Annotated in this window: 16 protein-coding genes and 1 pseudogene; all 17 read right to left on the reverse strand. The window is 68.5% G+C overall.

Annotation, left to right across the window (positions count from 1 at the left end; all coding sequences use genetic code 11):
- Nucleotides 1–54 precede the first annotated feature (54 nt).
- The 17 genes and pseudogenes from WT16_RS20615 to tssH all read right to left on the reverse strand — a co-directional run bounded on the left by WT16_RS20615 (nt 55) and on the right by tssH (nt 25,157).
- Nucleotides 55–1,631, reverse strand: a pseudogene (locus WT16_RS20615) (DHA2 family efflux MFS transporter permease subunit).
- On the reverse strand, nt 1,628–2,929 hold the full coding sequence (locus tag WT16_RS20620; RefSeq protein ID WP_063534920.1) for a nucleotide disphospho-sugar-binding domain-containing protein: 1,302 nt from the start codon (nt 2,927–2,929) through the stop codon (nt 1,628–1,630). Before WT16_RS20620 ends, WT16_RS20615 begins: the two are co-directional and overlap by 4 nt.
- Nucleotides 2,930–3,141: 212 nt before the next feature.
- Nucleotides 3,142–4,053 carry an alpha/beta hydrolase gene (locus tag WT16_RS20625; protein WP_006029873.1) on the reverse strand — a complete coding sequence of 304 codons (912 nt, stop codon included), beginning with the start codon at nt 4,051–4,053 and terminating at the stop codon, nt 3,142–3,144.
- Between the two features lie 533 nt (nt 4,054–4,586).
- Nucleotides 4,587–4,862: a hypothetical protein gene (locus tag WT16_RS20630; protein WP_063534921.1), complete on the reverse strand. Its 276-nt coding sequence runs from the start codon at nt 4,860–4,862 to the stop codon at nt 4,587–4,589.
- A 279-nt stretch (nt 4,863–5,141) separates the two neighbouring features.
- Complete coding sequence (locus WT16_RS20635; RefSeq protein ID WP_063534086.1) at nt 5,142–5,561, reverse strand: hypothetical protein; 420 nt, start codon at nt 5,559–5,561, stop codon at nt 5,142–5,144.
- A 22-nt stretch (nt 5,562–5,583) separates the two neighbouring features.
- Nucleotides 5,584–5,943 carry a DUF6277 family protein gene (locus WT16_RS20640; RefSeq protein WP_006029749.1) on the reverse strand — a complete coding sequence of 120 codons (360 nt, stop codon included), beginning with the start codon at nt 5,941–5,943 and terminating at the stop codon, nt 5,584–5,586.
- Nucleotides 5,944–6,001: 58 nt separating this feature from the next.
- Entirely contained in the window at nt 6,002–9,505 is a 3,504-nt protein-coding gene (tssM, locus tag WT16_RS20645; RefSeq protein WP_063534087.1) for a type VI secretion system membrane subunit TssM, read from the reverse strand.
- A complete protein-coding gene (gene icmH, locus WT16_RS20650) occupies nt 9,502–11,184 on the reverse strand; it encodes a type IVB secretion system protein IcmH/DotU (RefSeq protein WP_015603955.1) in 1,683 nt (560 codons plus the stop codon). Before icmH ends, tssM begins: the two co-directional genes overlap by 4 nt.
- 82 nt (nt 11,185–11,266) lie before the next feature.
- Nucleotides 11,267–12,628: a type VI secretion system baseplate subunit TssK gene (gene tssK / locus WT16_RS20655; protein ID WP_063534088.1), complete on the reverse strand. Its 1,362-nt coding sequence runs from the start codon at nt 12,626–12,628 to the stop codon at nt 11,267–11,269.
- Nucleotides 12,625–13,218: a type VI secretion lipoprotein TssJ gene (locus WT16_RS20660; RefSeq protein ID WP_063534089.1), complete on the reverse strand. Its 594-nt coding sequence runs from the start codon at nt 13,216–13,218 to the stop codon at nt 12,625–12,627. Before WT16_RS20660 ends, tssK begins: the two co-directional genes overlap by 4 nt.
- A 5-nt stretch (nt 13,219–13,223) precedes the next feature.
- Nucleotides 13,224–13,613: a DUF4150 domain-containing protein gene (locus WT16_RS20665; RefSeq protein WP_009914464.1), complete on the reverse strand. Its 390-nt coding sequence runs from the start codon at nt 13,611–13,613 to the stop codon at nt 13,224–13,226.
- 36 nt (nt 13,614–13,649) lie between these two features.
- Nucleotides 13,650–14,348, reverse strand: coding sequence for a DUF3540 domain-containing protein (locus tag WT16_RS20670; protein WP_059931559.1), 699 nt, complete (start codon nt 14,346–14,348; stop codon nt 13,650–13,652).
- 2 nt (nt 14,349–14,350) lie between these two features.
- Nucleotides 14,351–15,421, reverse strand: a complete 1,071-nt coding sequence (locus WT16_RS20675) for a pentapeptide repeat-containing protein (protein ID WP_063534090.1) — start codon at nt 15,419–15,421, stop codon at nt 14,351–14,353.
- Nucleotides 15,421–17,637, reverse strand: a complete 2,217-nt coding sequence (locus WT16_RS20680; protein ID WP_063534091.1) for a pentapeptide repeat-containing protein — start codon at nt 17,635–17,637, stop codon at nt 15,421–15,423. The genes WT16_RS20675 and WT16_RS20680 overlap by 1 nt, the downstream gene beginning before the upstream one ends.
- Nucleotides 17,638–17,640: 3 nt before the next feature.
- Complete coding sequence (vgrG, locus tag WT16_RS20685) at nt 17,641–19,932, reverse strand: type VI secretion system tip protein VgrG (RefSeq protein ID WP_063534092.1); 2,292 nt, start codon at nt 19,930–19,932, stop codon at nt 17,641–17,643.
- A 114-nt stretch (nt 19,933–20,046) separates the two neighbouring features.
- Nucleotides 20,047–22,338 carry a type VI secretion system tip protein VgrG gene (gene vgrG, locus WT16_RS20690; RefSeq protein ID WP_063534093.1) on the reverse strand — a complete coding sequence of 764 codons (2,292 nt, stop codon included), beginning with the start codon at nt 22,336–22,338 and terminating at the stop codon, nt 20,047–20,049.
- Nucleotides 22,329–25,157, reverse strand: a complete 2,829-nt coding sequence (tssH, locus tag WT16_RS20695; protein ID WP_063534094.1) for a type VI secretion system ATPase TssH — start codon at nt 25,155–25,157, stop codon at nt 22,329–22,331. The genes vgrG (WT16_RS20690) and tssH overlap by 10 nt, the downstream gene beginning before the upstream one ends.

Raw genomic sequence — 25,157 nt, forward strand, 5'->3', positions numbered from 1 at the left:
CGCGGCGATGCGCCGCCTCCTCAGGACTTCGATGCATCGCCGCTCGCCTTCGCCTCAATGCCCGAGCGGCGCCGCCGCGCCCCGCTTCGGCCGTGTCAGCCACATCAGCCCCGCCAGCAGCAGGCACGTCGCGCTCGCCATGCAGAACATGTCGTTCGTCGCCATCATGTACGCCTGCTGCCGCACCACCTGGTGCAGCGAGCTCAGCTCGCGCACGCCGTGCAGCCCCATCGCGTGCAGCGCGTCCACGTACCGCTGCGTGTTCTCCGACGCGCGCGTCACCGACTGCGACACCACCGCGTAGTGATACGTCGCCCGGTTGTCCCACCACGTCACGCTCAGCGCCGTGCCGAACGCCGCCGACAGCGTCCGCAGGAAGTTCGACAGGCTCGACGCCGCCGCCAGCTTGTCGTCCGGCACCCGCGACAGCGTCGCCGCCGTCAGCGGGATGAAGAAGCACGGCAGCCCCATCCCCTGGATCAGCCGCGGCGTCACCACCTGCGCGAACGTCATCGACAGCGTGAAGTGCGTGCTCCACCACATCACCGCCGCGAACACCCCGAACCCGAACGTCACCAGCACCCGCGCGTCCAGCCGGCTCGCGTACAGCCCCACCAGGATCGAGAACGCCAGCGCCAGCACCCCCATCGACGCCGTCGCCAGCCCCGCCTGGTACGCCGTGTACCCCATCACCGCCTGCAGCCACAGCGGAAACACCACCCCCACCACCGAGAAGCTCATCATCCCCAGCGAGATGATCACCACGCAGAACGTGAAGGTCCGCTCCCGGAACAGGCTCAGCTCCACCACCGGATGCGCCTCGCCCAGCTCCCAGATCAGCAGCGACACGAGCGACACCCCGCCGTGATCGCCAGCCCCGTGATCAGCGGCGAATCGAACCACCCCCGGTCGTGGCCCAGATCCAGCATCGCCTGCAGCGCGCCCACGCCGATCACCAGCAGCACGATCCCCGGCACGTCGATCGGACTCGCCTCGCCCCGCTGCGCCTGCGGCCGCAGCATCAGCGCGCACACCGCGAACGAGAACAGCCCGATCGGCAGGTTGATCAGGAAGATCCACGGCCACGAGAAGTTGTCGATCAGCCAGCCGCCCACCACCGGCCCGAAGATCGGCGCGAGCAGCACCGTCATCCCCCACAGCGCCAGCGCCAGCGTGCGCCTGGCCGGCGGGAACGCGCGCATCAGGATCGTCTGCGACAGCGGCACCATCGGCCCCGAGAACAGCCCCTGCAGCGCCCGGCACGCCACCAGCACCTCCAGGTCCCGCGCGAGCCCGCACAGCAGCGACGTCAGCGTGAACAGAAGCACCGACACGACGAACAGCCTGAGCTCCCCCACCCGCCGCGCGAGCCACCCCGTGAGCGGCACCGCGATCGCCGCGGCCACCGAGTACGAGCTGATCACCCACGTGCCCTGGCTGTTCGCCACCCCGAGGCTGCCCGAGATCGCCGGCACCGCGACGTTCGCCACCGTCGAGTCCAGCACCTCGATGAACGTCGCGAGCGACAGCGCGAACGTCAGCAGCGCGAGCTTCGCCCCGCGCAGCGGCGCGACGGCGGGCGGCGCCACGCCGGCCCTGGCCCGATCCGCCGGCAACGCCTGCGCGCTCATGCCGGCTGCGCCTGCCGCGCCGCGACGCCCGGCGCGAAGCGCTCGATGAAGCGCGCCGCCTCGTCGCAGCCGTCGGGCTGCGCCGCCATGCGCGCGCGCACCTCGGCGCAGCGCGCGGCCAGCGCCGCGTCGCCCAGCACGCGCGCCAATGCCCGTGCCAGCGGCTCGCCGCGCACCGGCGCGTCCAGCCGCACCCCGCAGCCGCTCGCCGCCACCCGCTGCGCGTTGTCGAACTGGTCGTGCGCGAACGGCGTCACCACCTGCGGCACGCCCGCCGCGTACGCCAGCGACGCCGTGCCGATCCCGCCGTGATGCACCAGCGCCCGGCACCGCGGCAGCAGCGCCGCGAGCGGCACGTAGCGGCGCTTGAGCAGCGCCGCGCCCGGCGTCTTCGCTGCCGTTGGCCCCGTCGTCCCATCCCATGCCGCCGGCGCGTCCGGCGCGAGCAGAATCCCCCGCACGCCCGTCGCCCGCAGCACCTGCGTCACCGCCCGCTCATACGTGCGGCCGTCCACCCGCGTCGAGCCCGCCGTGAACACCACCGGCGCCTCGCCCGACGCGACGAACGCCTCCAGCTCCGCATCCGCCTGCGCCGGCCCCGCGTCGTTGAACAGCGCAAACCCGCTTTGCACGCAATTCGCCGGCCAGTCCGGCTGCGCCGGCGCGAACCACGACGGAAACAGGCACAGCACCCCGTCCGTCGAATGCAGCCACCGCCCCAGGATCCGCTTCGCCGGCGCCAGGCCCAGCGCCTGCCGCGCCGCGTTCAGCTCCGGGCCGCACACCCGGTCCAGCACCTGCCGCTCGATCAGCGTCATCAGCCCCGCCTTCACCGCCAGCGGCAACCCCGCCGGGATCGTTAGCCGCTTGTGCGTCGGCGGCGCGTGCGCCGACAGCAGCGTCGACGGCGACACCTGCACCGACACGTAGCGCGTGCCGAAGCGCTCCTGCATCAGCCGCGCCGAGAACGCCCACAGCGTGCCCACCAGCACCGTGTCCGCGTCGCTCAGCGCGCGCAGCACGTCGAAGTGCGGCCGCACCACCGGCGCGATCACCCGCCACAGCGTCCGGAACGACGTGCGCGGTTCCCACAGCGCCGGGTCCGCCATCGCCTGCGCGTAGTCCTCGGCCGTGCCCACCGGCACGAACGCGAACCCGCTCGCGCGCACCGCCGCCTCGAACGGCGCGTGCGTGCAGAACACCACCTCGTGGCCGCGCGCCGACAGCGCCCGGCTCACCCCCAGCAGCGGATGCACGTCGCCCGCCGACCCGATCGCCGTCACGATTACCTTCGCCATCGCTTCGTCATCCCATCCCGCGCGGCAGCCGGCGGCACATCCGGCCTCGCCAAACGTTCGAACCGGATCGTCCATCCCCGGCCGGATCCGTCCGCCTGCCGCCGAACGAACGCCTGCGTCATGCCGATGTGCCTGACCATCGCCTCGCGCCGCGTTTGCCTGTCTGATTGAAGGAGCCTCGCCCGCCGGTGCGTCACGGCCGATGCCCGCCGCTACGACAGCGCCGGCAATTGGCCCAGCGGCGGACCGAGCGGCGCGAGCGTCTCGTCCTGCGCGTCGTCGCGCGCCGCACTCGCCCGCTCGTCGCCGAAGAAGCCCAGGATCGACGCGCGGAGCTGCTCCTGCGGCTGACGCCCCTCGAGGTCCAGGAAGTGCCCCGCCTGCCGGATCGTCGCGAACTCCGCGCGCCGCACGTACGCCGCCAGCCGCCGCACGTCCGACGCCGTCGTGTACTCGTCCAGCTCGCCGTTGATGAACTTCACCGCGCAGCCGATCTGGCGGAACTCCGGCAGATACTGCTCCGGCTGCATCGACAGGATCTGGTCGACGTGGAACGCCACCTGGTCCTGCTCGTTGCGCGGCAGCTTCGTCAGATACCGGTAGTTGTACAGCTTCATGATCCGCGGCAGGTAGCGCCCCACCGTGTCGTTGAGCAACTGCGCCGCCTTCAGGTTCTCGCCCGCCGCAATGTGATCGCGCGCGCGCGTCACATAGTCCGTCATCGCCTCGTTCAGGAACGGCGAGAACGACGCGATCACCGCCCGCCGCACGCTCGCGCACCCGCGCGCCAGCGCGAACAGCGACGCCACCCCGCCCCACGACACCGACAGCATGAAGCTCGGCTCGAACCGCTCGGCCAGGTGCAGCAGAATCTCGACCTCGTCGTCCTTCGTCAGAATGTACTCGCCCGGATTGTGCTGGCGCGACTGCCCCGCGTACGGCAAATCGAAGCACACCGCGTTCACGCGTTCGCCCAGGTAGCGAATCGTCTGGCCGAACGACGCGCTCGTCGCCAGCGCGCCGTTCACGAGGATGACCGTCTCGAAGGCCGGATCGAACACGTGACGCTCGACGTGGACCTTCAGTCCGCTCGGCAGCGCTACAACCTGTTTCTCGATAGGCATGGCGTATCTCCCGCATCTGCTCGGCAAATGAGCTGATCCCGCGCCCTTGACAGGACGCCAACACGTAGCCGCACGCCCTCCCGCGCGATCCGCACGCCCTGCCTCGCGCGCCGCGGCGGCTACCCACCCGCCGGAGCCGCGCATCGCCTCGTCACCTATCCAACCGGCAATACGCTCCCACCAGGCCCAACACGGTCATCCCGCTGCCTTCGGCCCGTGGTCTCCAGCGCCTCTTACTCGCATGACGCCTCTTGAAGGATTAACCGCTTCCCGACATCCTGCCGCCCGAATTACGCCGTGCGGCGACGTGTCTTATTGAACTGAGAATTCTGCGATGCAGCATAAGATATCAAATCCCAAATGTAAACATTTTTAAATCTATTTTCGAATTTCGAATCGGGCTTCAAAAATGCACTTGCTCACCACCATCATGCCGATATGGAATTTTCAAATAAGCTTAATCGTGCATTTACGGCACCGCTTCCGGGAAATGACATCGCACCCTGATCGCCATCGGCCGCCGCGCACCGGAATCAACGCCCGACGCCGGCCAGCCCCACGTATGACACGCGGCCGTTGTCCGCCGGATCGACCATCACCCGCACCCGCTCGCCGACGCGCGGGATATTCCCCAAATCGATGAATTGCTTGATCGTCACGTCCCACGATGCGCCATTGTGGTGAACGCGCAGCTCGATCCGCATCATCGGCACGTTATTCAGCGTCACGCCGGTTTGACCGATGCTCAAGACGTCGGCCACCGCCTCATAACCGTTCTTCACGACGGTCTGAGCCCGAACCGACGACATCACCATCGACAAAGTCTTTGACGTCGTCACCACCACGAAAATCAAGACAATCGCCACCAATATGCCGACGACGCTGATTATCGAAGTCTGGAACATGAATACGCTCCCTTTCCGCCAATAAAACACTCCTGGTTGATTCCGAGAAGAGTCTCGATTACTGCATACGCAAATCGATGTTTATACGATAGTTTTACGCTTATTCAAGCGGCTTTCGCGACGGTCGCGCCACACGTCACGCGCCACGCGCCGCGAAAGCCGTCCGGCACGGCGCGCCGGCCGTTACTTGCGCGCTTCGTTCAGCGTCGCGTCGTTCGTCTCCGCGGTCGTCGAAGTCGACGTGGCCGCGGGCGACGACGACGGCGAGCGCACCGAGTCGATCGCCTTGCGCGTGCGCGTCGACGTCGCCTGCACCGCCTCGTCGGTCGCCGAGCGCACGCCCTGGTTGACCTGCGACGTCGCCGCCTGCGTCACCTGCTCCTTCACCGACTGGAACAGTTGGCCCAGTTGCGCCTGGCTGCTCATCGACACGAGCCCCACCACGATCCCCGCCACGATTTGCTTCTTCATCGACATCTCTCCATTCCTCACAAAAGATTGAAACGGGCGCGCCGGCGCGCGCCCGGAATTCGCCTGTGCATCGCCAGGCATCGCGCGACGCGCGACGACGCCCGCGGCCGCAGCGCGCTGACGCCGACACAACTGCCCACGCAGCCGAAGCGCATCACTTGCCGGTCCTGAACGGCGCGAAGAAGATCGACGGCATCTCCTCCGGGAAGCCGACCGCGTTGGTCGGACGCAGGTCCCGCATGTCGACGTTGAAGTCGTAGGTCTTCTGGCGCTGCTGGTTGTCCTGATGGATCATCACCTGCTTGTCGACCGCGGACTTGATCGTCGACATGTGCTCGAGCATCTTCGAGCCGACCTGCTGCACGTTGCCGATCAGGTTGCTCGCGTTGCTCGACGACGCCGTCGACAGATCCGGAATCGAATCGATGAACGGCTTGGCCATCGAGCCGCTCGCGTCCTGCCCGTACTGGTGCGCGTTGTTGCATGCAGCGAAGATTTCCTTCGGATCAATCATGTCTTGCTCCTTTCCAGTGTGCGCGCCCTGCGGCGCATGAATAGCGATGCTCGACGCATCACGACGGACACCTGAACGACTGCAGGATGCCCGACCATATCGGCGACGGCAGCGTGAGCGCCTGCCATTCGATGCGGACCGTGCCGAGGCTCGTCTGATAGAGCCGCTCGCGCCGGTCCGCGGTGCCCGTGCCGCCCACTGCCTGCCCCGCGTCGAAGAAGCGGAACAGCGCCCACGGCCCGTCGAACTGCAGCGTCGTCATCCGGCCGTCGACGGACTTCAGTTGCAGCTTGATCGCGAGCTGCGTGTTCTGATTGGTCCAGTCGACCCGGTGCGGCGACGTCACGCCGTGCGCGAAGCGCACCGTCTGGCCGGCGGCGCTCAGTTGCGCTTCGGACAACTGCGAATCCATGTCGATGAAGCGCAGCACGGTCGACACGCGCAGGTGCCCCGAATCGTCGAGCATCGCGCCGCGGATGCGATCGGCCGTCTCGTACGAGCTGAGGACCGACTGGCTGACCAACCCGTTCGGCCCGCCGTTCGAGCGCAGCGCCTGCCACGGCTTCGCGGACGTATCGACATAGGCGGCGAGGTGATCGCGGAAGTACGTCGCCATCAGCCCCTGCGAGCTGAACAATCGTTCGAAGTCCTCGACGCCCGCATCCGCCTGCGCGTTGCGGCGCATCGGATAGCGGCCCGTGAAGCCCTGATCGCAGACCATCTTCGTCGCGCCCGCCGCGCCGCGATTGAGCAGCGCGCCCGATTCGCGCGTCGTCATCGTGCTGCCGCTGCTCACGAGGTCGAGCATGATGCCGCGCACGGGCTCCGGCTGACGCGCGGCCGTCTCCTTCAGCCGCGAGAACGCGTCGTACTGCGCGGGCAGCACCTGGCCCGCCTGCAGCGCGCCGTTGACGAGGCCGAGCTGCCGGTACAGCGGCTCGAACAGGCGCGACAGCGGATTGTTCGCAATCGTGTTGTTGCGGTTCAACTGAGCGGCGAGCTGGCGGATCGCCTGGAAGTGCTCCTCGACGACGTGCTCGGGCAGCAGCACCGTCCGGTAATGCTGGCCGCTCAGCTCGCCGACGACCTGCCGCCGCCCCTTCTCGAAGCGATACTTCTGGCGATCGATCCAGCTATCGATGTTGCCCTCGTCGCTCGCGCCCGTTAGCGTCGTCTCGCGCGCGGCGAAGCGCAGCAGGTTCGCGAGCGGCGATTGCGCCTCCATCATCGCGGCCGCGAGCTGCGACGCATCGTCGAGGCCCGTCACGCCGCGCACCGTCACGTCGTTCAGGAAGTTCTGCCACGCGGAGATATAGTCCTGAAGGAACTGGTTGCGCGCGGAATCGGCGAGCTTCTGCACGAGTCCGTCGATCTGGAAGCTGTTGCCGGACAGCGTCTCGTCGCGCAACACCCAGCTCTCTTCCTCGAGCATCGCGCGCGCGCTCTTCTGCAGGCGCGGCACGAACACGTCCGTGTAGCCCGCGCGCGTGAACCAGCCGGACACCGCGGTGTCGGTCGACGGCACGTTGCTGCGCATGCGCAGGCTCATCGACGCCTCGAAGCCCGCCGCGCGCGACAGCGAGATGTCGTTGACCTGCTGCGGCAGCCCCTGCGCGTGGATGTGCTGCAGCACGCGCGTGACGAGCGGAATCTGCGCGGCCTTCGCGCGCGCCGAGCGCACGAGGTTCGCGTCCTCCGGCGTCGCCGGCACATTCTTCAGCGATATCAGCGTGCGCACGTGCGCGAGCAGCGAGCGGCGGTCGTCGTCCGAGTACTGGCCGCCCGCGAGCGCGTCCCAGCGGCCGTCGAGCCAGCGCACGACGTCGTCCGCCGAGCGTCGATCAGGACGACAGAGCATCAGGTAGACCTTCAGCGTCTGATAGATGTCGCCCGGGCTGCCGTCGACCTGCGACACGAGCGTGCGCCGCACTTCGTTGTACAGCTCCGGCATCAGCATCTTCTGCAAGTGCCGGTAATAGGTGTCGCGCGCCGTCTCGGCGACGAGCCCGTGCTCGAAGTACGGCGTGGCCATCCCCTGTGCGGCGTCCTCGGCCTGCAACTGCGCATAGCGCATCTGGTTCGCGATCTCGATGAGCGTCGAGCCGCCGTCGTTGCCATAGGACGCCTCGGCCTGCGCGAGCCGCTTCGCCTCGGTGAACTGCGCCCAGACGCCGTCCAGATAATCGCGCTCGGTGACGTAGCCCCAGCCGAACCACAGCAGGAGGCCCAACGCGACGATCGGCACCGCGCTCCAGCGCAGCGCCCCGCCGAGGCGGCCGCGCCACGACTTCGGGCCGCTCGGCCGCACCGCATCGCGCTCGAGCGACACCTGCCGGATGAGCGGCGTCCACAGCTCGCTGAGCGGCCGTGACGGCACGGGCAGCTCCGACGAGCCGGCGCCCGCCGCGCCCGCCGGATGCGCCTGCGCAAGCTCGGCCATCGAGCCGAGCCACACGCCGCGCAACCGCGCGGCCGTATGCGTTTCGCCCGGCGCGAGCGCGACGTGCAGCCATGCGACGAGCGCCTTCTGCAGCCGGCTGAGCGTTTCGACGAAACGCAATTGCGCGTGGTTCATCGACACCTCGGTCGCGGCGGGCGCCGAATACAGCACCTGCTGCTGGACGCGCCGCTGCAGCCCTTGCAACGCGTGCTGCCACGTCGCGTCCGCGCGCGCCGCGTCGGCTTCGGCGCCGTCGTCGGGCAGGCTGAAGCCGACGCCCTTCGCCCACTTCGACGCGTCGAGCAGCGACAGCGTCGACACCGCGCCGTCGAGCCGGTCGAGCCCGTTCAGCGCGACGTACACCTGCACCTGCTGGCCGAACGCCTCGCGCATTTCGTCGAGCCGCGCGCGCACCGAATCGGCGAGGCGCTTGCGCGCATCGAGCGGCGCATCGACCATGTCGGCGCCGTCGACGCACAGCACGACGCCGCTGATCGGCGCGCCCTTGCGCAGCCGCCTCATCCCGCGCAGCAGCTTGCGCCACGCATCGAGCTCACCCTCGTCGACGCCCGCGCGCAGGCTCCAGCGGCCGCCGACGTCGAACCACACGGCCTCGCGCGTGATCCGGAAGTTGAAATCGTCGCCGCGCCCGTAAGTGGCGTCGGAGCCGAGCACGCGGTCCTGCAGCGAGCCGGACACGCTGACCGCCTTCGCGACGAGGCTCGACTTGCCGCTGCCCTCCGAGCCGAGCACCAGATACCACGGCAGCATCGCGCGATGCTCGCGCGTGAGCGCGCCGATCCCGCGCTTCCAGCGGCTGCGCGGCTCCTTGCGCCAGCGCTCCTTCAATTGCTGGTCGAGGTTGCGCAAATGCTTGTCGACGAAATCGAGCTGCTTCGTCTTCGGCGCGACCTTCACCTGCCGCGGACTCATTGCGAGCCGCGCCCAGAGCCGCGCGAGCGTCGGCCAGAAGCCCCAGATCAGCACGAGCGCGACGAGGATCTCGCGCACCCACACGGGGCCGAGCGGGTGATAGATGCCGAACGCGAAGAGCGGCCCCACCCACCAGATCAGGATCGCGATCAGAATCGCCGCGAAAACTCTCAAGCTCGTGCGGATCATGGCTGACGGCCCTCCGTGGTCGGTCTCGTCGCTTGCGTCGTTGCTGGCATCGTGGTTGGCGTCGCGGTCGTGATCTCCGTCGTCGCATACGGCAGTTGCCCTTCAGGCGCGATCTCGACGCCTTCCGGCATCGCCGGACGCATCGGGACCTGGCCGGGCTTCTCCGGCTGCTGCAGATTCAGGCTGCGGCCCGGTTGCGACGCGCCGTCGGGAATCACCTTCCACAGCACGTCGACGCGGCGGTTGCGCTCGTAAGCGGCGGCCGTCTTCGCGGTGTCGATCGGCTGCGCGTCGCCGCGCCCCGAATACTCGATGCTGCGCTGCACCGCGTTCTCCGGCGCGCGCGCGCCGCCCGGCAGCGCGGTCGTGCGCAGTTCATCGGCGACGGTGCGCGCCCGCGCTTCCGACAGCGCCTGGTTGTCCGGGAACTCGCTCGTGCGGATCGGCCGCGAATCGGTGTGGCCGATCACCTCGAGGTCGCCCGGCCACGGCGCGAACGCGAGGCCGAGCCGCTCGATGTTGTGCATGAAGTCCGGCCGGACCTTCGCCTTGCCGACGTCGAACGCGCCGTCGCTCTTGAACACGAGCAGCCATCCTTGCGGATGCTTGTACGCGGTGAGCCATCCTTCCGTGAGGATCTGCGGCAGCGGCGGCGGCAGCGTCTCGGCGATGTTGATCGTGCGCGTGGGCGGCATCCACGCGGCGAGCGCGTTGCGGATCGGCCGCCCCTGCGAATCGAGCCAGAGGCTGATCGCGCCGTACGCGAGCACGAGCACGCCGAGCGCGACGGCCGCCGCGCGGCCGGCCGTCCACCACGAGCGGCGCCGCTTCGCGGGCGTGACGAGCTCGGTGCCGAGCGGCTCGGGCGGCACGTGATGCCAGATCAGCGCGTGCAGTTGCGAGCGCAGGTCCTGCAACAGCACGTCGCCGCGATCGAGCACGCGGTAGCGGCCCTGCCAGCCGAGCGACAGGATCAGTTCGTAGAACGAGAGAAGCGGAACCGGCGGCTGGTCCGCCTTCATCCAGCGCGACAGGTCGGCGAACGCGTCCTCGCCGCCCCATGCGTCATCGTGGAACTCGACGAGCAGGCTGCGCTCGCCGTCATAGACGACCTGCGAATGCTCGCGCGCCGAATCGTTGACAGTCTCGTCGAGATACGTGCACAGCAGATACGACGCATCGCGGATCTGTTCCCATTCGCAGCCGGAGCCGGCGAGCCGCTCGCGGTAGAGCCGCACTTCGAGACCGAGCTGCGTGCGGATCGCGGCCTGATTGAGCGGCCCGGCCGCGAGATGCCGCTGCAATTGCAGCACCGCGGGCAACGCGTGCGACACGAACGGGTTGTTCCAGCTCGCCTGCTGCAGGCCCGCCTTCATGATCGCGGCCTGCTCGCCCTGCGCGCTGTAGACGACGGGCGCCGCGCCCCGCGCGTCGGCGGGTGCGTGCGCGCCGCCCGGCACCGGAAACTGCAGCACCGCCGGATTGCGCGGCGAGCCGTCGGCATGCGGCGGCGCGTCCGCAGCCGCGGATCCGGCCACCGACGCGGCGGCGCCCGACGCAGCCACGTTCGTCGTGCCGGCGGTCGACACGGCGGAGCTCGACATCGCCGCGCTGGACAGCGACGACAGCGTCGGTATCCGCGTCGCGAGATCCGGATTCGCCGCCGCGCGATCGAGCATGTTGGATGCCATCGATACGCGGCGCAGCGTAGTGGAAAGATTTCGTAGCAGGCTCATAGCAGATTGCGTCTCATGTCGTGGTTCACGCCACCTTGCCGTCTCTCAGCCCCCAGGCTTCGAAGCGAAGATCGGGGAAATCGCCGACGATGCGCAGCGCCATCGCCGAGCCGGCGAGGGTCTGCTTCCAGAACGGATCGGTCGATTCCACTTCGAAGTACGTGCTTTGGGCGTAGTAGGGAATCTGGCGCGGGGGATTGGGCAGCGCGTTCAGGCGCGCGCCCGGCAGTTGCAGGTCCACGAGCTTCTGGATCTGCTCGACGGCGCCCAGCTTCGTCTGCTGCGGCAACAGTTGCCGCAGCTTCTCCGCCGGCATCGCGGCCGAAAACGCGAAAATCAGTTTCTTCAGGTTCCACTGCTTGTCGATGATGCAGATGTGCACCTGATCGCCGCGATCCTCGAAGCGCAGCGGCAGCACCGGCGTCTCGATCACGCGCGCGAGCGCCTGGCGCAGCATCGTCGCGAGCGGCTCGAAGCTCGTCTGAAGATCGTCGTGGTCGTAGCCGAGCTCGCGGTCGGCGAGCTCCTCGTCGACGCCCGGCAGCACGCTCAGGCGCCCGAGCAGGCCGACCAGCTCGTGATACAGCATCGCGGGCGGCAGCGGATCGAACGCGTCGAGGTTCGCGAGGCGCATCCGGTACTCGGCGATCGCCTGGCGCAGCAGCAGCTCGATCAGATCGGCGACGCCGCCGCCCGTCGACAGCACGCGCTGCGCGGACGTGCTCGCGAGCCGCACGCGCAACGTGCTCTGCAGCTCGTCGATCAGCGAGCGCAGCACGAGATGCGCGCGCGTGTCGAGGAGCGGCGGAATGAAGCGCGGGTCGAGCGATACGGTGCGGCTCGCGTTGCGGCCCGCCACGCGCGCGATCGGCAGCGCGGCTTCGTCGGAGCGCAACTGCGACTTCCAGCAAAGGCGCGTGACGAGCTGCCCGGTCTCGATCGTCAGGCGCCGCGGCGTGCCGGGCGCGTCGAGGCCGACCGCGAGATCCGGCACCTCGGTCGACACCGCGCGATAGCGCGACGCCGACGCGACGTCGCCGAACGCCATTTCCGGGCCGCCCGTGCGCGCCGCCTGCAGCGCGAGGCACGCGATGTCGCCCGCCTGCGCGAACTCGGTCTCGAGCGGCGGCGGCAGCGGATCGTCGGACGGCAGCGAGAACGCGGTGCCGTCCTGGAACACGCCGCGCGCGTGGCGCAGCCCGAGCCTGCCGAGCCCGAGGCCGTCCTGATCGAGATCGAGCAGCGTGAAGCCCCAGCCGTGATTCGACGTCTGACCGAGCCGCAGCGCGGCCTGATGCGCGAGATGCCGCTCGAGCTGCTGGAAGTGCTGCGTCTCGATCAGCATGCCGTCGCTCCACGCGACCGGTCCTACCGGCAGATTGCTCATTGCCTGCTTCTCCTTGTCCCATAGGTGGTTTTCGTCCTGCGCTCGGGCGGCGGCTCGTCGGTGCGGACCGCCGATGCGGCGAGCGCGCCGCCGACGGGCACAGGCCCCGGCAACAACGCGTTGTAGATGCCGTCGCGGTCGAGCCAGACGGCCATGTGAATCAATCCGCGGCCCTCGATGCGCACGCGCAGCGGCCCGTAGTTCGTCGGCCGGCGCGCGTAGTCGGCGTCGGCGACGAGCCACAGGTCACCCGAGCGCGGCAGGTTCAGCGAGAACTGCAGCACCTGGTTCGGCGCGACCACGTGGCGCGAGTCGGCGACGACCGTGCTGTCCTGCCCGCGCGACGCGCACGACGAATCGTCGCCGCCTTGCGTCGGCAGCCAGTCGGCCGCGGTCACGACGTACACGCACGTCTGCACCGGCCGCGGCTCGCCCGTCGGCGCGACGTTCAGCCGGTTGCCGCCGACGAGCGTCACGTGCAGTTGCCGCGGCTCTTCCGGCTTCGACGACGAGAACATCGAGCAGCCGGCGAGCGTGCCGAGCGCGAGCGCCGCCGCGAATGATTTGAAGGGGCCCATCTTGCGACGCACGATGCTTAGCTGAGTGTCATCGTGATCGTCTGCGACGGAACGGCGGAAAAGCCGGCCGTGTTCTGATTGTTCGGCAGGTTGGTGTCCGTGAGGCGCGTCTCCGGCGCGCCCTGGATCATCACCTTGCTCGAGCCTTTCGCGTGCCGCGACGGCCCCGACACGGTGCCCGACGCGACGCCGCCCATCGATCCCGGCTCGTCGCTGTGCGTGACCGGAATGATCGTGTTCATGTTGTGAGCCGGCCCGCCGTTGATCAGGATGTTCGGCACGTTCGGCACGGCCTCCGGCTTGTTCGCGATGTTCGTGTACGGCATGGGAATCGCGAGGGGCGGCGTCTTGCAGACGTCGTTCCCCGGCGCGATCGCCATCCCTCCCGCAGAGCAATTTGCAAACATGATTGCCTCCTTCTAGAAACCGGGCGCGAGCGACGCTCAGCCCATGTGGATCTGGCCGGCGTCGATCTTCAGGAGCGACGCCGCCGTGACGGCCGCGCTCTTCGCGTGCATCGCCATGTGCCGCTCGGTGTGGACGACCGTGCTGCCCGCGTGCGTCGCGTCGGTGCCGCTCACGTGCGTCTGGCGCTCGGCCGCCGCCTGCGTCACCACCTGCGCGCGGCTCGCGAGCTGCGCGGCCTCGAGCGACAAACGATCGCGCGCCTCGACGCGCACGTCGCGCGCGCGAAGCGCGACGTGCGCGTCGCCGAAATCCAGCGTCACCTCGTCGTTGGTCCTGTCGTTCGCTTCATCGCTCGCGCCGCCGCGCTCGAGCACCGCGAGCACCCAGCACCGCTCGCCTTCGCGGCAGATCTGCACGAGGTCGCCCGCCCGAGGCGCGACGACGCAGCTCACCGCCTTCTTCGCGCGCAGCACGACGCCCGGGCGCAACGCGACGCGCCATTCGCCCGCCGCCGTGCGCTCGCCGTCGATGCGCGCGAGCGCCGTCGTCGCGGCGGCGTTCGCCGGCGGCGCCGACTCGCGCGCCGGCACGTCCGCGGACGCGGCGCGCGCGCTCGCATCGGCATCGCGCCCGCCGCCCTTCATGATTCGCGTCAGCGCGCGACGCGACGCCGAATCGTCGTCGCCTTCGTATGCAAGCGCGTCGTGCGCGACAGCCATTTCCCGCGTGCTCATCGTCAAACTCCTCTTGCTCCGGGTTGCACTCGCTGCCACCAGAGCCGGTCGTCGGCGCTCGTGGCTTCCTCGAAAACCGCGTCCCGCGTATCGGCCGCCGCCCACGTGTGGCGAAGCTGGCCGATCAGATTGCCGCCGCGGCAATCGGCGCCGCGCAGATCGACGCGCTCCAGATGCGCGCCGCGCGCGTCGAGCTGCTGCAATTGCGCGCCCGACAGGTTCACGCGCGTGAGCCATGCGTCGCGCAACGCGATGCGCGGCGCGCGCACGCCCTGGAGCGCGCTGTCCGCGACGCTCGCGCTGTCGAAGATCGCCTGCGGCAATTCGCTGTTCGTCACGGTCAGGCCGTTGACGCTCGCGTGATCGAAGCTCGCGATCGGCAGCCGGCTCGCATGGATCTCGCCCGTCGCCCATGTGCTGTGCGACCACGCGGCCTGCTTCAGCTCGCAGCCGTGCACGGTCATCCGTTCGATGCGCGAATCGATCCAGCGCACGTTGATCCCGCGGCATTCGACGAGCACCGCGCGCTCGCAGCCGCTTTGCCCGGCGATCAGGTTCTCGAGCCCGACCGATTCGAGCCGCAGATCGGCGAGCCGGCAGCCGATCCACGACGTGTCGCTCCAGTGGCCGCCGCGCAGCGTGACGCCCGCGTAGTCACCCGCGACGAGCGACACGTGCGCGCCGCGCACGGCGTCGAACGTCCAGGCGCCGCCCTTCGATTGCGTGCACACGACATCTTTCAGCAGGCAGCCCGTCCACGTACCGCCGTCGATCTCGCACTCGTCGAACGTCACGCGCTGCAGCGCGCTCTGCGTCCACGCGCCCGTGCGGATCCGGCTCGATTCGTGAGAGAGCTTCACGAGCTCGCAGCGATCGAAACGGTTCGCATCGAACGTGCAGTTCACGAAGCGCAGGTTCGACAGCCGGCAGCCGGTCCATTCGACGCGCTCGAAGTGGCAATCGACGAACAGCGTGTCCGCGAGCGCGACGCCCCGCTGCGGCGATGCGTAGCGCTGCCCCTCGACGATTTCGGGTAGCGGCGGCGGCGGCACCGCCGAGCGGATCTTGCTCATCACGCCCTCCTCGGCACGTCGAGCTGGCCGGCGTTCAGATTGCCTCGCCACGCGCCCGCTTCCGGAGGATGGATCCACGACGTGCGGACCCGGACGAGATTGCAGTCGCGCATCCGCGTCTGCCGCATGTCTGCGCCATAGAACATCGCCTCCTTCAGCGAGCAGCGGTCGAACGACGTGCCCGTCAGTTGCGCATGCATCACGTTCGCGCCGTCGAGCACCGTGCGGCTCCAGTGCGACTGCAGCGCATGCAGGTGCTGCGCATTCAGTTGCATGAACGAGCAGTGGTCGATTTGCACGCGGTCCGCGCGCAGCTCCTGCAGGCTCGACGACTTGAACACGCAATCGGTGAGCCGCGCGCCGTTGATCGACGTGCCGTGCGACAGCACCGCGAACGTCAGCATGCTGCGCTGCCAGATGCTCGCGGACAGGTCGGTCAGCAGGATGCTCGGCTTCGCGAGCGTGCATTGCGACACCGCGAGGCCCGCCATCCCGCACTCGACGATCGCGAGATCGTCGGCGCGCACGCGCGTCCAGGTCCACCCCGGCGCGCTCACCTCGGACCACGACACCGAATTCCATTGGACATCCTGAACGTCGCCGCGCACGCCGCCGCGCCCCTGCACCGCCAGCATCGACCACGATCCGCCCGCAACCTTCAGATCGTCGAGCCGGCACTCGTCGAGCGAGATCCGCTCGATCTCGACGTTCAGCCACGCGCCGCGCTCGAGATTGCAGCGCTGGAGCTTGCCGCCCTTCCACCAGCCGTCGCTCATCTTCACGTCGGCGAACGAGCAATCGACCGCATGCACCTGATTGAGCCGGCAGTTCGCCCACTCGCTGCGATCGAACGTGCAGCGCTCGAAGCGCACGTCGTCGAACTTCCAGCCGTCGAAGCGCATCGACGACAGATCGGCGTCGCGAATCGTCACGTTCGCGAGCTCGGGCGTCTTCGCCTGGCGCAGCCGCGTGCGCCAGTTCTCGCCTCCGCGCGGCGCGCCCGGCAGCTTCGCGTTGCGGTTCGCTTCCTCGAATGCCGAGAGCCGCTCGCCCGCGTCGCGCGCCTCGGCCAACTCGCGGCGGTTCTGCTCGACCCGCGCACGGACTTCTTCATAGCCGCGCGGCGCCGGGGCGAAACGCGGGTGGTCTTCCGTGTCGAGGATCATCTCCCAGGTCCAGCCCCTCGCAACGGCGGGCATCAGTTCGTGATCCGCCTGCTGCAGCGGATCGGTGCAGTTCAGATCGGCGCGCTGATCGGCGAACTTCATCAGCGCGCCGACGTCGATGCGCTCGGCGTCGTCCTTGAATGCGGTGACGAGCATCGTCGGGCTGTCGTCGAGCAGGAAGTCGAGCGCGACTGCGCCATTCCACCACAGCACGCCGATGCCGCGATCGGGCAGGAACCACGCCGTCTGCTGCTTGAACGTCAGGCGCTCGATCCCCGGCCGGCCGTTGCGCGTCACGAGCGCGACCGGCGCAATGCGCGGCAGCTCGCCCGCGAAGCCCTCGCCCTGCGGCCCGAAGCCGCTCATCTCGAAAGGCGCGCCGGGCGTCCAGCATTCGCCGCGCGCCCACTGGTCGGGCGCCGCCTGCTGGAAGAAGCGCAGATCGACGTCCGCGGGCCAGCCCATGTGCGTGCCGTCCTGCGCCATCGCGTCGACCGTGCCCGGCCGCGCCGGCATCCATTGCGTGCGCTCCGGCCAGTCGCTGCCGATCGCGCCCATCGCCGCGAGCGGCGCGGGGCCGACGCCGAACGTGCGCAGTTGCTGCAACGGCGGCGTGCCGGACGCCATGCCGAACGGGTTTTCCTGCGCGCCGCCCGCTGCCGCGTGCCGGTGATCGATCGCGATGCGCGCGTAGCCCCCCGGCGCATGCTCGTCGCCCGACTGCGCCGCGCACGAAACGATCTTGCGCACGCCGTCGAGCTCGACCCAGGCGGTCCAGTCGACGTCCCGCGAGCGAGCGAGCGGCGCGACCGCGTGCACCGAGTGGCCGGCGAGCAGCCATTCGGCGCGCTGCTTCGGCAACGCGGCCTCGTACAGCGGCAGCGAAGGCGCGGCCGCCTTCAGCGCCTCCCAGACAGCCGCTTCGTGCACGAGGATCGACGGCTGATCGAGCCGGAATCCCATCCCGACGCTGATGCCGAGCATCGGCTGCGCGCCGATCTGCGTATTGGTCGTGGCCACGAGGGCCGCTTGTGGTTTGATATGTCGCATAGGTCAGTTCTTCGTCTGCATCCCGAGCTTTTTCAGATCGACGCCCACGTCCTCGTAGCTCGCCCCCGTATACGAGAAGCTGAAGCCGGTGACCGACATCTTGCTTCCCGTCGTCGATACGCTCGAACCCGTCGTGCTCACCGAGCTGCCGGTGGCCGACATGCTCGAGCCCGTCGTGCTCACCGAGCTGCCCGTCGTCGACGTCGACGTGCCCGTGATGCTCGTCGAGCTGCCGGTGTTCGACATCGACGTGCCGGTGATGCTCGTCGAGGTGCCCGTCACCGACGTGCTCGTGCCCGTCATGCTGTTCGACGTGCCCGTGTACGACAGCGACACGCCGGTGATGCTCTGCGACTGGCCGGTCGTCGACATGCTGACGTCCTTCCACGACGACGAGATGCCCGTCATGCTGTTCGACACGCCCGTCACCGAATTGCTGGAGCCCGTCATGCTCGTCGCGACGCCGACCATCGACGTGGCGACGCCGGTGAAACTCGTGTCGACGCCCTTGAATCCGGTCGAGACGCCGGTGAAGCTCGTATCGACGCCGGTGAACGAAGTCGACACGCCGGTGAAGCTCGTGCTCACGCCGGTAAACGACGTGCTCAGGCCGGTGAACCTCGCCGATACGCCGGTGAAGCTCACCGACAGCCCCGTGTACGACACCGAGATCCCAGTGAAGCTGACCGAGATCCCGACGACCGACGTCGACGTCCCCTTCACCGACAGGTTCAGGTCCTGCGCGATCGACGTCGAGCTGTTGCGCTCGACCGTCTGCTGCATGTCGCGCTCCGCGTGGATCATCACGCGCTCCGCGCCGCGCTGGTCGTCGAACGTCAGTTGGCTAGCGTTCGGAAAACCGCCCGCGCGCTTGATCGAGCGCGTGACGAGGCCCGTGTAGCGGATGTCCTTCGGCAAGTCGTATGGCGTCGGGTTTTCGCCGTTGTAGACGATGCCCGTCGCGAGCGGCCGATCGAGATCGCCGTCGACATACACGACGATCACTTCCTGCCCGACCCGCGGCATCGCGATCACGCCCCAGCCCTTGCCCGCCCATGCCTGCGACACGCGAATCCAGCACGACGCATCGGCCTCGGTCGTCTTGTAGCGGTCCCAATGAAAATGCACGCGGATGCGCCCGAGCTTGTCGGTATGCACCTCCGACATCTCCGGCCCCACCACCGTCGCGCTCTGGAGACCCGACACGCGCGGCCGCCTGGTGACGAGCAGCGGCCGGAACGGCTGATCGTCGGCGAGCGCGCGGAACTTGACCGCGACGTTGCGCCCCTGCGACGTACTATCCGGTCCGTCCTGAATGAACGTCAGCTCGCTGTTCGTCACGTAGTACCGCCGATTGCGGCCCAGCGCCGGATGCCCGATCAGCGTGAACGCCCGGCCCGTCGCCAGCGCGCGCGCATTCGCCTCGCCCACCAGCGTGTGCGATTCCGCCTGAAGCGCTTCGAGCCGCAGGCGCGCGAGACGCTCGCCCTGATCCGGGTCCCGATAGCCCGTGGCGTAGTCGTAGTATTCGAGCGGAATCCCCTCGAGATTCGGCGGCGACTCCTGCCGCGCATCGCTATCGAGCTTGTTCGACGGCGCGTGATAGTCGAAGTCGCGCAGCGCAACGTTGTTCGACTTGATCCGCCGCGTGCGCTGCAACCGCTGCACGCCTTCGCGCCCCTGGATCGCTCGCGATTCCTCGCCGTCCGGCAAGTATTCGAGCTCATCGTTCGGCAGCGGCAAATCCTCGAACCGCTGCGTATCCGAGATCACGACGACGTGACGGTCCTGCTCGTGCTCGACCCGGAAATAGATCCCTTCGTCCTCCAGCAACCGCTTCACGAAGTTCAGATCCGTTTCCTGGAACTGCACGCAGTACTCGCGCGGCTCGTACGCGCCTTCCAGCTCGAACCGATAACCGTTGCGCTGGTGCCCCTGAAACACCTGCTCGACGATCTGCGGCACGCTCACGTTCTGGAAGATCCGGCTGTTGCGGTTCTCCGCGAGAAACGACAGCCAGCTCCTCAGTTCCAGCGTGTACGTGTACTGCCCGCTCATCTGCCCCGTGTCGTAACCGCCGAACACGTGCGTGTTGAACGTGCGCACATCGCCTCCGCCCAGATCGATGTCCGCCGACAGCGTCGAGCCGAGCAGCGCGTCGAAATCCAGATCCGGGTCGTGGCTCAGCAGGTCGAGCTGATACGACGGCTCCTGCGACAGGCTCTCGTGCACCACGAAGCTCAGCGCCACCGCGTCCGGGTCCAGCAGGGGACTACGCAGTTCGATCAGACGCATGGCCACCCTCCGATCGTCCCGGCATCCGCGGATGCAAACGCCGCGCGCAGCGAGCCGTTCCCGTCAGGCGACGCGGCCGAAGCAACCGCTTGTGAATGAATATCGCTCATAGGATCAACTCTTCACTTGCATGCCGACCTTCTTCAGGTCGATGCCGGTATCCGAATAGCTGACGCCGGTGTACGAGAAGCTGAAGCCTGTCGTCGACACGCTGCTGCCCGTCGTCGATACGCTCGATCCTGTCGTGCTGACCGAGCTGCCCGTCGTCGACACGCTCGACCCGGTGACGCTCGTCGAGCTGCCCGTCGTCGACATCGACGTGCCCGTGATGCTCGTCGAGCTGCCGGTGTTCGACATCGACGTGCCGGTGATGCTCGTCGAGGTGCCCGTCACCGACGTGCTCGTGCCCGTCATGCTGTTCGACGTGCCCGTGTACGACAGCGACACGCCGGTGATGCTCTGCGACTGGCCGGTCGTCGACATGCTGACGTCGGTCCACGACGACGAGATGCCCGTCATGCTGTTCGACACGCCCGTCACCGAATTGCTGGAACCGGTGATGCTCGTGCTCACGCCGGTAAGCGAAGTCGATACGCCCTTGAAGCTCGTGTCGACGCCGGTGAACGAGGTCGAGACGCCCTTGAAGCTCGTATCGACGCCAGTGAACGAAGTCGACACGCCGGTGAAGCTCGCGCTCACGCCGGTAAACGACGTGCTCAGGCCGGTGAAGCTCGCCGATACGCCGGTGAAGCTCACCGACAGCCCCGTGTACGACACCGAGATTCCGGTGAAGCTGACCGAGATTCCGACGACCGACGTCGACGTCCCCTTCACCGACAGGTTCAGGTCCTGCGCGATCGACGTCGAGCTGTTGCGCTCGACCGTCTGCTGCATGTCGCGCTCCGCATGGATCATCACGCGCTCCGCGCCGCGCTGGTCGTCGAACGTGATCTGGCTTGCGTTCTGGAAGCCGCCCGCGCGCTTGATCGAGCGCGACACGAGGCCCGTGTAGCGGATGTCTTTCGGCAAGTCGTATGGCGTCGGGTTTTCGCCGTTGTAGACGATGCCCGTCACGAGCGGCCGGTCGAGATCGCCGTCGACATACGTGACGAGCACTTCCTGCCCGACCCGCGGCATCGCGATCACGCCCCAGCCCTTGCCCGCCCATGCCTGCGACACGCGAATCCAGCACGACGCATCGGCCTCGGTCGTCTTGTAGCGGTCCCAATGAAAATGCACGCGGATGCGCCCGAGCTTGTCGGTATGCACCTCCGACATCTCCGGCCCCACCACCGTCGCGCTCTGGATGCCCGGCACTTCGGGGCGCGGCGTCGTCAACAGCGGCCGATACGGCTGATCGTCGGCGAGCGCGCGGAACTTGACCGCGACGTTGCGCCCCTGCGACGTACTATCCGGTCCGTCCTGAATGAACGTCAGCTCGCTGTTCGTCACGTAGTACCGCCGATTGCGGCCCAGCGCCGGATGCCCGATCAGCGTGAACGCCCGGCCCGTCGCCAGCGCGCGCGCATTCGCCTCGCCCACCAGCGTGTGCGATTCCGCCTGAAGCGCTTCGAGCCGCAGGCGCGCGAGACGCTCGCCCTGCTCCGGGTCCCGATAGCCCGTGGCGTAGTCGTAGTATTCGAGCGGAATCCCCTCGAGATTCGGCGGCGACTCCTGCCGCGCATCGCTATCGAGCTTGTTCGACGGCGCGTGATAGTCGAAGTCGCGCAGCGCAACGTTGTTCGACTTGATCCGCCGCGTGCGCTGCAACCGCTGCACGCCTTCGCGCCCCTGGATCGCTCGCGATTCCTCGCCGTCCGGCAAGTATTCGAGCTCATCGTTCGGCAGCGGCAAATCCTCGAACCGCTGCGTATCCGAGATCACGACGACGTGACGGTCCTGCTCGTGCTCGACCCGGAAATAGATCCCTTCGTCCTCCAGCAACCGCTTCACGAAGTTCAGATCCGTTTCCTGGAACTGCACGCAGTACTCGCGCGGCTCGTACGCGCCTTCCAGCTCGAACCGATAACCGTTGCGCTGGTGCCCCTGAAACACCTGCTCGACGATCTGCGGCACGCTCACGTTCTGGAAGATCCGGCTGTTGCGGTTCTCCGCGAGAAACGACAGCCAGCTCCTCAGTTCCAGCGTGTACGTGTACTGCCCGCTCATCTGCCCCGTGTCGTAACCGCCGAACACGTGCGTGTTGAACGTGCGCACATCGCCTCCGCCCAGATCGATGTCCGCCGACAGCGTCGAGCCGAGCAGCGCGTCGAAATCCAGATCCGGGTCGTGGCTCAGCAGGTCGAGCTGATACGACGGCTCCTGCGACAGGTTCTCGTGCACCACGAAGCTCAGCGCCACCGCGTCCGGGTCCAGCAGGGAACTACGCAATTCGATCAGACGCATGACGGTTCTCCCGTCGTGCCGGCGTTCGCCGAGGTCGTTTCGTCGGACCGATGCGCGTCGGCCTGAGGTTCGTCGCCCGCATCGGCACGCGCGCCGCCGATCGCTTCATGCGCGTCATGCGACTCGGGGGCACCATGAGCATCTTCGTGCGCGTCGCACGCTTGCGCTGCAGCGGCCTGCTCGCCGAGCGCCGCGGCATCCGTGCCGCTCAGCTCCCATGCGTCCTCGTCGAACACGAGCGACAGCTTCTCGTGCGCGGCGAGCCGTACCGTCTTCAGCGCGCGCCCTTCCGCCCGCGCGGCGAGCACGCCGCGCGCGACGGCCGGCATCACGTGCTGGCGCAGCAGGTCGCGCACCGCGCGGCCGTTCGCCGGATGCTGCGACACCGCGTGCGCGACCCACGACGCGACGCCTTCGTCCGCGCGCCATTGCAGATCGTTCTCGGCCAGGCGCTCGCCGAGCTCGTCGAGCGCCTGCGTCGCGACGCCGGTCAGCGCGTCGATGTCGAGCGGGCGGAACGCGACGAGCTGGATCCGCGCGAGCAGCGCGGGCGAGAAGCGCCCTTGCAGCCGCTCGCCGACGAGCTTGTCGAGCTTCGCCTGCGAAATCCGCGGATCGGCTTTGCACGCCGCTTCGATCTCGACGTCGCCGAGATTGCTCGTCAGCAGGATCAGGCAGTTGCGGAAGCTGATCCGGCGGCCTTCGCCGTCCTCCATCCAGCCCTGATCGAAGACTTGATAGAACACCTCATGAATGTCCGGATGCGCGCGATCGAATTCGTCGAGCAGCAGCACGCTATACGGCTTCTTGCGCACCGCCTCGGTCAGGCGCCCGCCCTTGCCGTAGCCGACGTATCCGGGCGGCGCGCCCTTGAGCGTGGACACCGTGTGCGCTTCCTGGAATTCGTTCATGTTGAACTGCAACAGGTTGCGCTCGCCGCCGAACAACAGCTCGGCGAGCTTCGCGGCCGCCTGGCTCTTGCCGGTGCCGGTCGGGCCGGCGAGCAGCATCACGCCGAGCGGCCGGCGCGGATCGTTGAGCCCCGAGTGCGACACCTGCAGCGCCTGCGCGATCGAGCGCATCGCGCCCGTCTGCCCGTGGATGCCCGCGTTCAGCGCGCCCTCGAGCTCGACGACGCGCTGCGCGTCGTCCTGCGCGAGCTGCGCGACGGGCACGCCCGTCCATTCGGCGAGCACCTCCGACACGACGTGCTCGTCGACCCACGGACGCACCCAGCGATTCGCGCCGATGCGCGCGGCGAACGAATCGCCGTCGCCGTCGCTATCAGCCGACACATGCGTTTCGTCGTTCAGGCGCGCGAGCCACGAACGCACTTCGTCGCGCTGCGCGCCGACCACCGTCTCGAGCGTCGACGCCTGCTGCACGAGGCTCGCGCGGCGGCCTTCGAGCCCGGCTTCGTCGCCCGGCGTGCGCACGCCCATCCGGCGGTCGCTCGCGCGCCAATCGAGCGTCTGGCCGATCGCGAACGCCTGATGCCGCAAACGCTCGAGCTCGGCGGGCGCGCAGTTCTGGCTCATCGCAACGCGCGCGCACGCGGTGTCGAGCAGACTGATCGCCTTGTCCGGCAGTTGCCGCGCGGGCAGATAGCGGCGCGACAGCTCGACCGCACCGCGCAGCGCCGAATCGACGATGCGCACGCCGTGATGCGCGGCGAAGCGCGGCGCGATCGTGCGCAGCATGTCGACCGCCGCGTCGTCGCCCGGCTCATCGACGGGAACCGCCTGGAAGCGCCGCACGAGCGCGGCGTCCGGCTCGATGTACTGCTTGTATTCGGACCACGTCGTCGCGGCGACCATCCGCAGTTGGCCGCGCGCGAGCATCGGCTTGATCAGGTTCGCCGCGTCGCCCGTGCCGGCCGCGCCGCCCGCGCCGATCAGCGTGTGCGTCTCGTCGCAGAACAGGATGATCGGAGCGGGCGACGCGATCACCGCGTCGATCAGCGATTTCAGCCGCTGCTCGAACTCGCCGCGCACGCCCGCGCCCGCCTGCATCCGCGCGAGATCGAGCGCCCACACCTGCGCGCCGATCAGGCCCGGCGGCACTGCGCCCGCATGGATCTTCTGCGCGAGCGCCTCGACGACGGCCGTCTTGCCGACGCCCGCCTCACCGACGAGGATCGGGTTGTTCTGCCGGCGGCGCGACAGGATGTCGATCACCGTGCGCAATTCGTCGTCGCGGCCGACGACGGGATCGAGCTCGCCGCGCGCGGCCTGCTCGGTCACGCACGTCGCCCATTTCACGAGCGCGTCGCTCGCGCCTTCGGCGCCGGCTTCGCCCGCATGCTCGCCGAGCGCGCCGCCGCCGGCCGCGGCGGGCGCTTCGTCGGTCTCCGGCCAGCCGGCCGCGAGCGCCTCGTAGCGCTTCACCACTTCGTCGAGCGCGACCGACGTGATGCCGCTCGGCACGCGCTGCTGCAGCCAGCGGCGCGTCAGATCCTCGTCGAGCCACGCGAGCAGCAGGTGGCCGGAGCGCACCTTGGCCGCGCGCGCCGCGATCTGGCTCCAGATGACGGCCGGCCCGACGCTGCGCTCGAGCGAGCTGGAGATGTCGCGCAGCGAGTCGCCGCTGACGTCGAAGCCGTCGAGTGCCTTCTCCATCCGGCGCTTCGCTTCGCCGACATCGCTGCCGAACTGCTCGAACAGCCGGGCGAGATCGCTCTGCTCGCGCTGCAGCAGGCACAGCGCCCAGTGATCGAGATCGATGAAGGCGTGCCGACGGGATCGGCCTAGCGCCGTCGCATCGACGAGGGCCGCATAGGTCGTGCGGCCGAGACAGTTGAATATGCGTTCGCGATTCAC

The organism is Burkholderia sp. MSMB1589WGS (assembly GCF_001636105.1).
Lineage (GTDB): Bacteria > Pseudomonadota > Gammaproteobacteria > Burkholderiales > Burkholderiaceae > Burkholderia > Burkholderia humptydooensis.

Coding starts and splice junctions, on each gene's coding strand:
- WT16_RS20620 (WP_063534920.1), bottom strand. CDS start 2,929: ATGGCGAAGGTAATCGTGACGGCGATCGGGTCGGCGGGCGACGTGCAT.
- WT16_RS20625 (WP_006029873.1), bottom strand. CDS start 4,053: ATGCCTATCGAGAAACAGGTTGTAGCGCTGCCGAGCGGACTGAAGGTC.
- WT16_RS20630 (WP_063534921.1), bottom strand. CDS start 4,862: ATGTCGTCGGTTCGGGCTCAGACCGTCGTGAAGAACGGTTATGAGGCG.
- WT16_RS20640 (WP_006029749.1), bottom strand. CDS start 5,943: ATGATTGATCCGAAGGAAATCTTCGCTGCATGCAACAACGCGCACCAG.
- tssM (WP_063534087.1), bottom strand. CDS start 9,505: ATGATCCGCACGAGCTTGAGAGTTTTCGCGGCGATTCTGATCGCGATC.
- icmH (WP_015603955.1), bottom strand. CDS start 11,184: ATGCTCGATCGCGCGGCGGCGAATCCGGATCTCGCGACGCGGATACCG.
- tssK (WP_063534088.1), bottom strand. CDS start 12,628: ATGAGCAATCTGCCGGTAGGACCGGTCGCGTGGAGCGACGGCATGCTG.
- WT16_RS20665 (WP_009914464.1), bottom strand. CDS start 13,613: ATGTTTGCAAATTGCTCTGCGGGAGGGATGGCGATCGCGCCGGGGAAC.
- WT16_RS20670 (WP_059931559.1), bottom strand. CDS start 14,348: ATGAGCACGCGGGAAATGGCTGTCGCGCACGACGCGCTTGCATACGAA.
- WT16_RS20675 (WP_063534090.1), bottom strand. CDS start 15,421: ATGAGCAAGATCCGCTCGGCGGTGCCGCCGCCGCCGCTACCCGAAATC.
- WT16_RS20680 (WP_063534091.1), bottom strand. CDS start 17,637: ATGCGACATATCAAACCACAAGCGGCCCTCGTGGCCACGACCAATACG.
- vgrG (WP_063534092.1), bottom strand. CDS start 19,932: ATGCGTCTGATCGAACTGCGTAGTCCCCTGCTGGACCCGGACGCGGTG.
- vgrG (WP_063534093.1), bottom strand. CDS start 22,338: ATGCGTCTGATCGAATTGCGTAGTTCCCTGCTGGACCCGGACGCGGTG.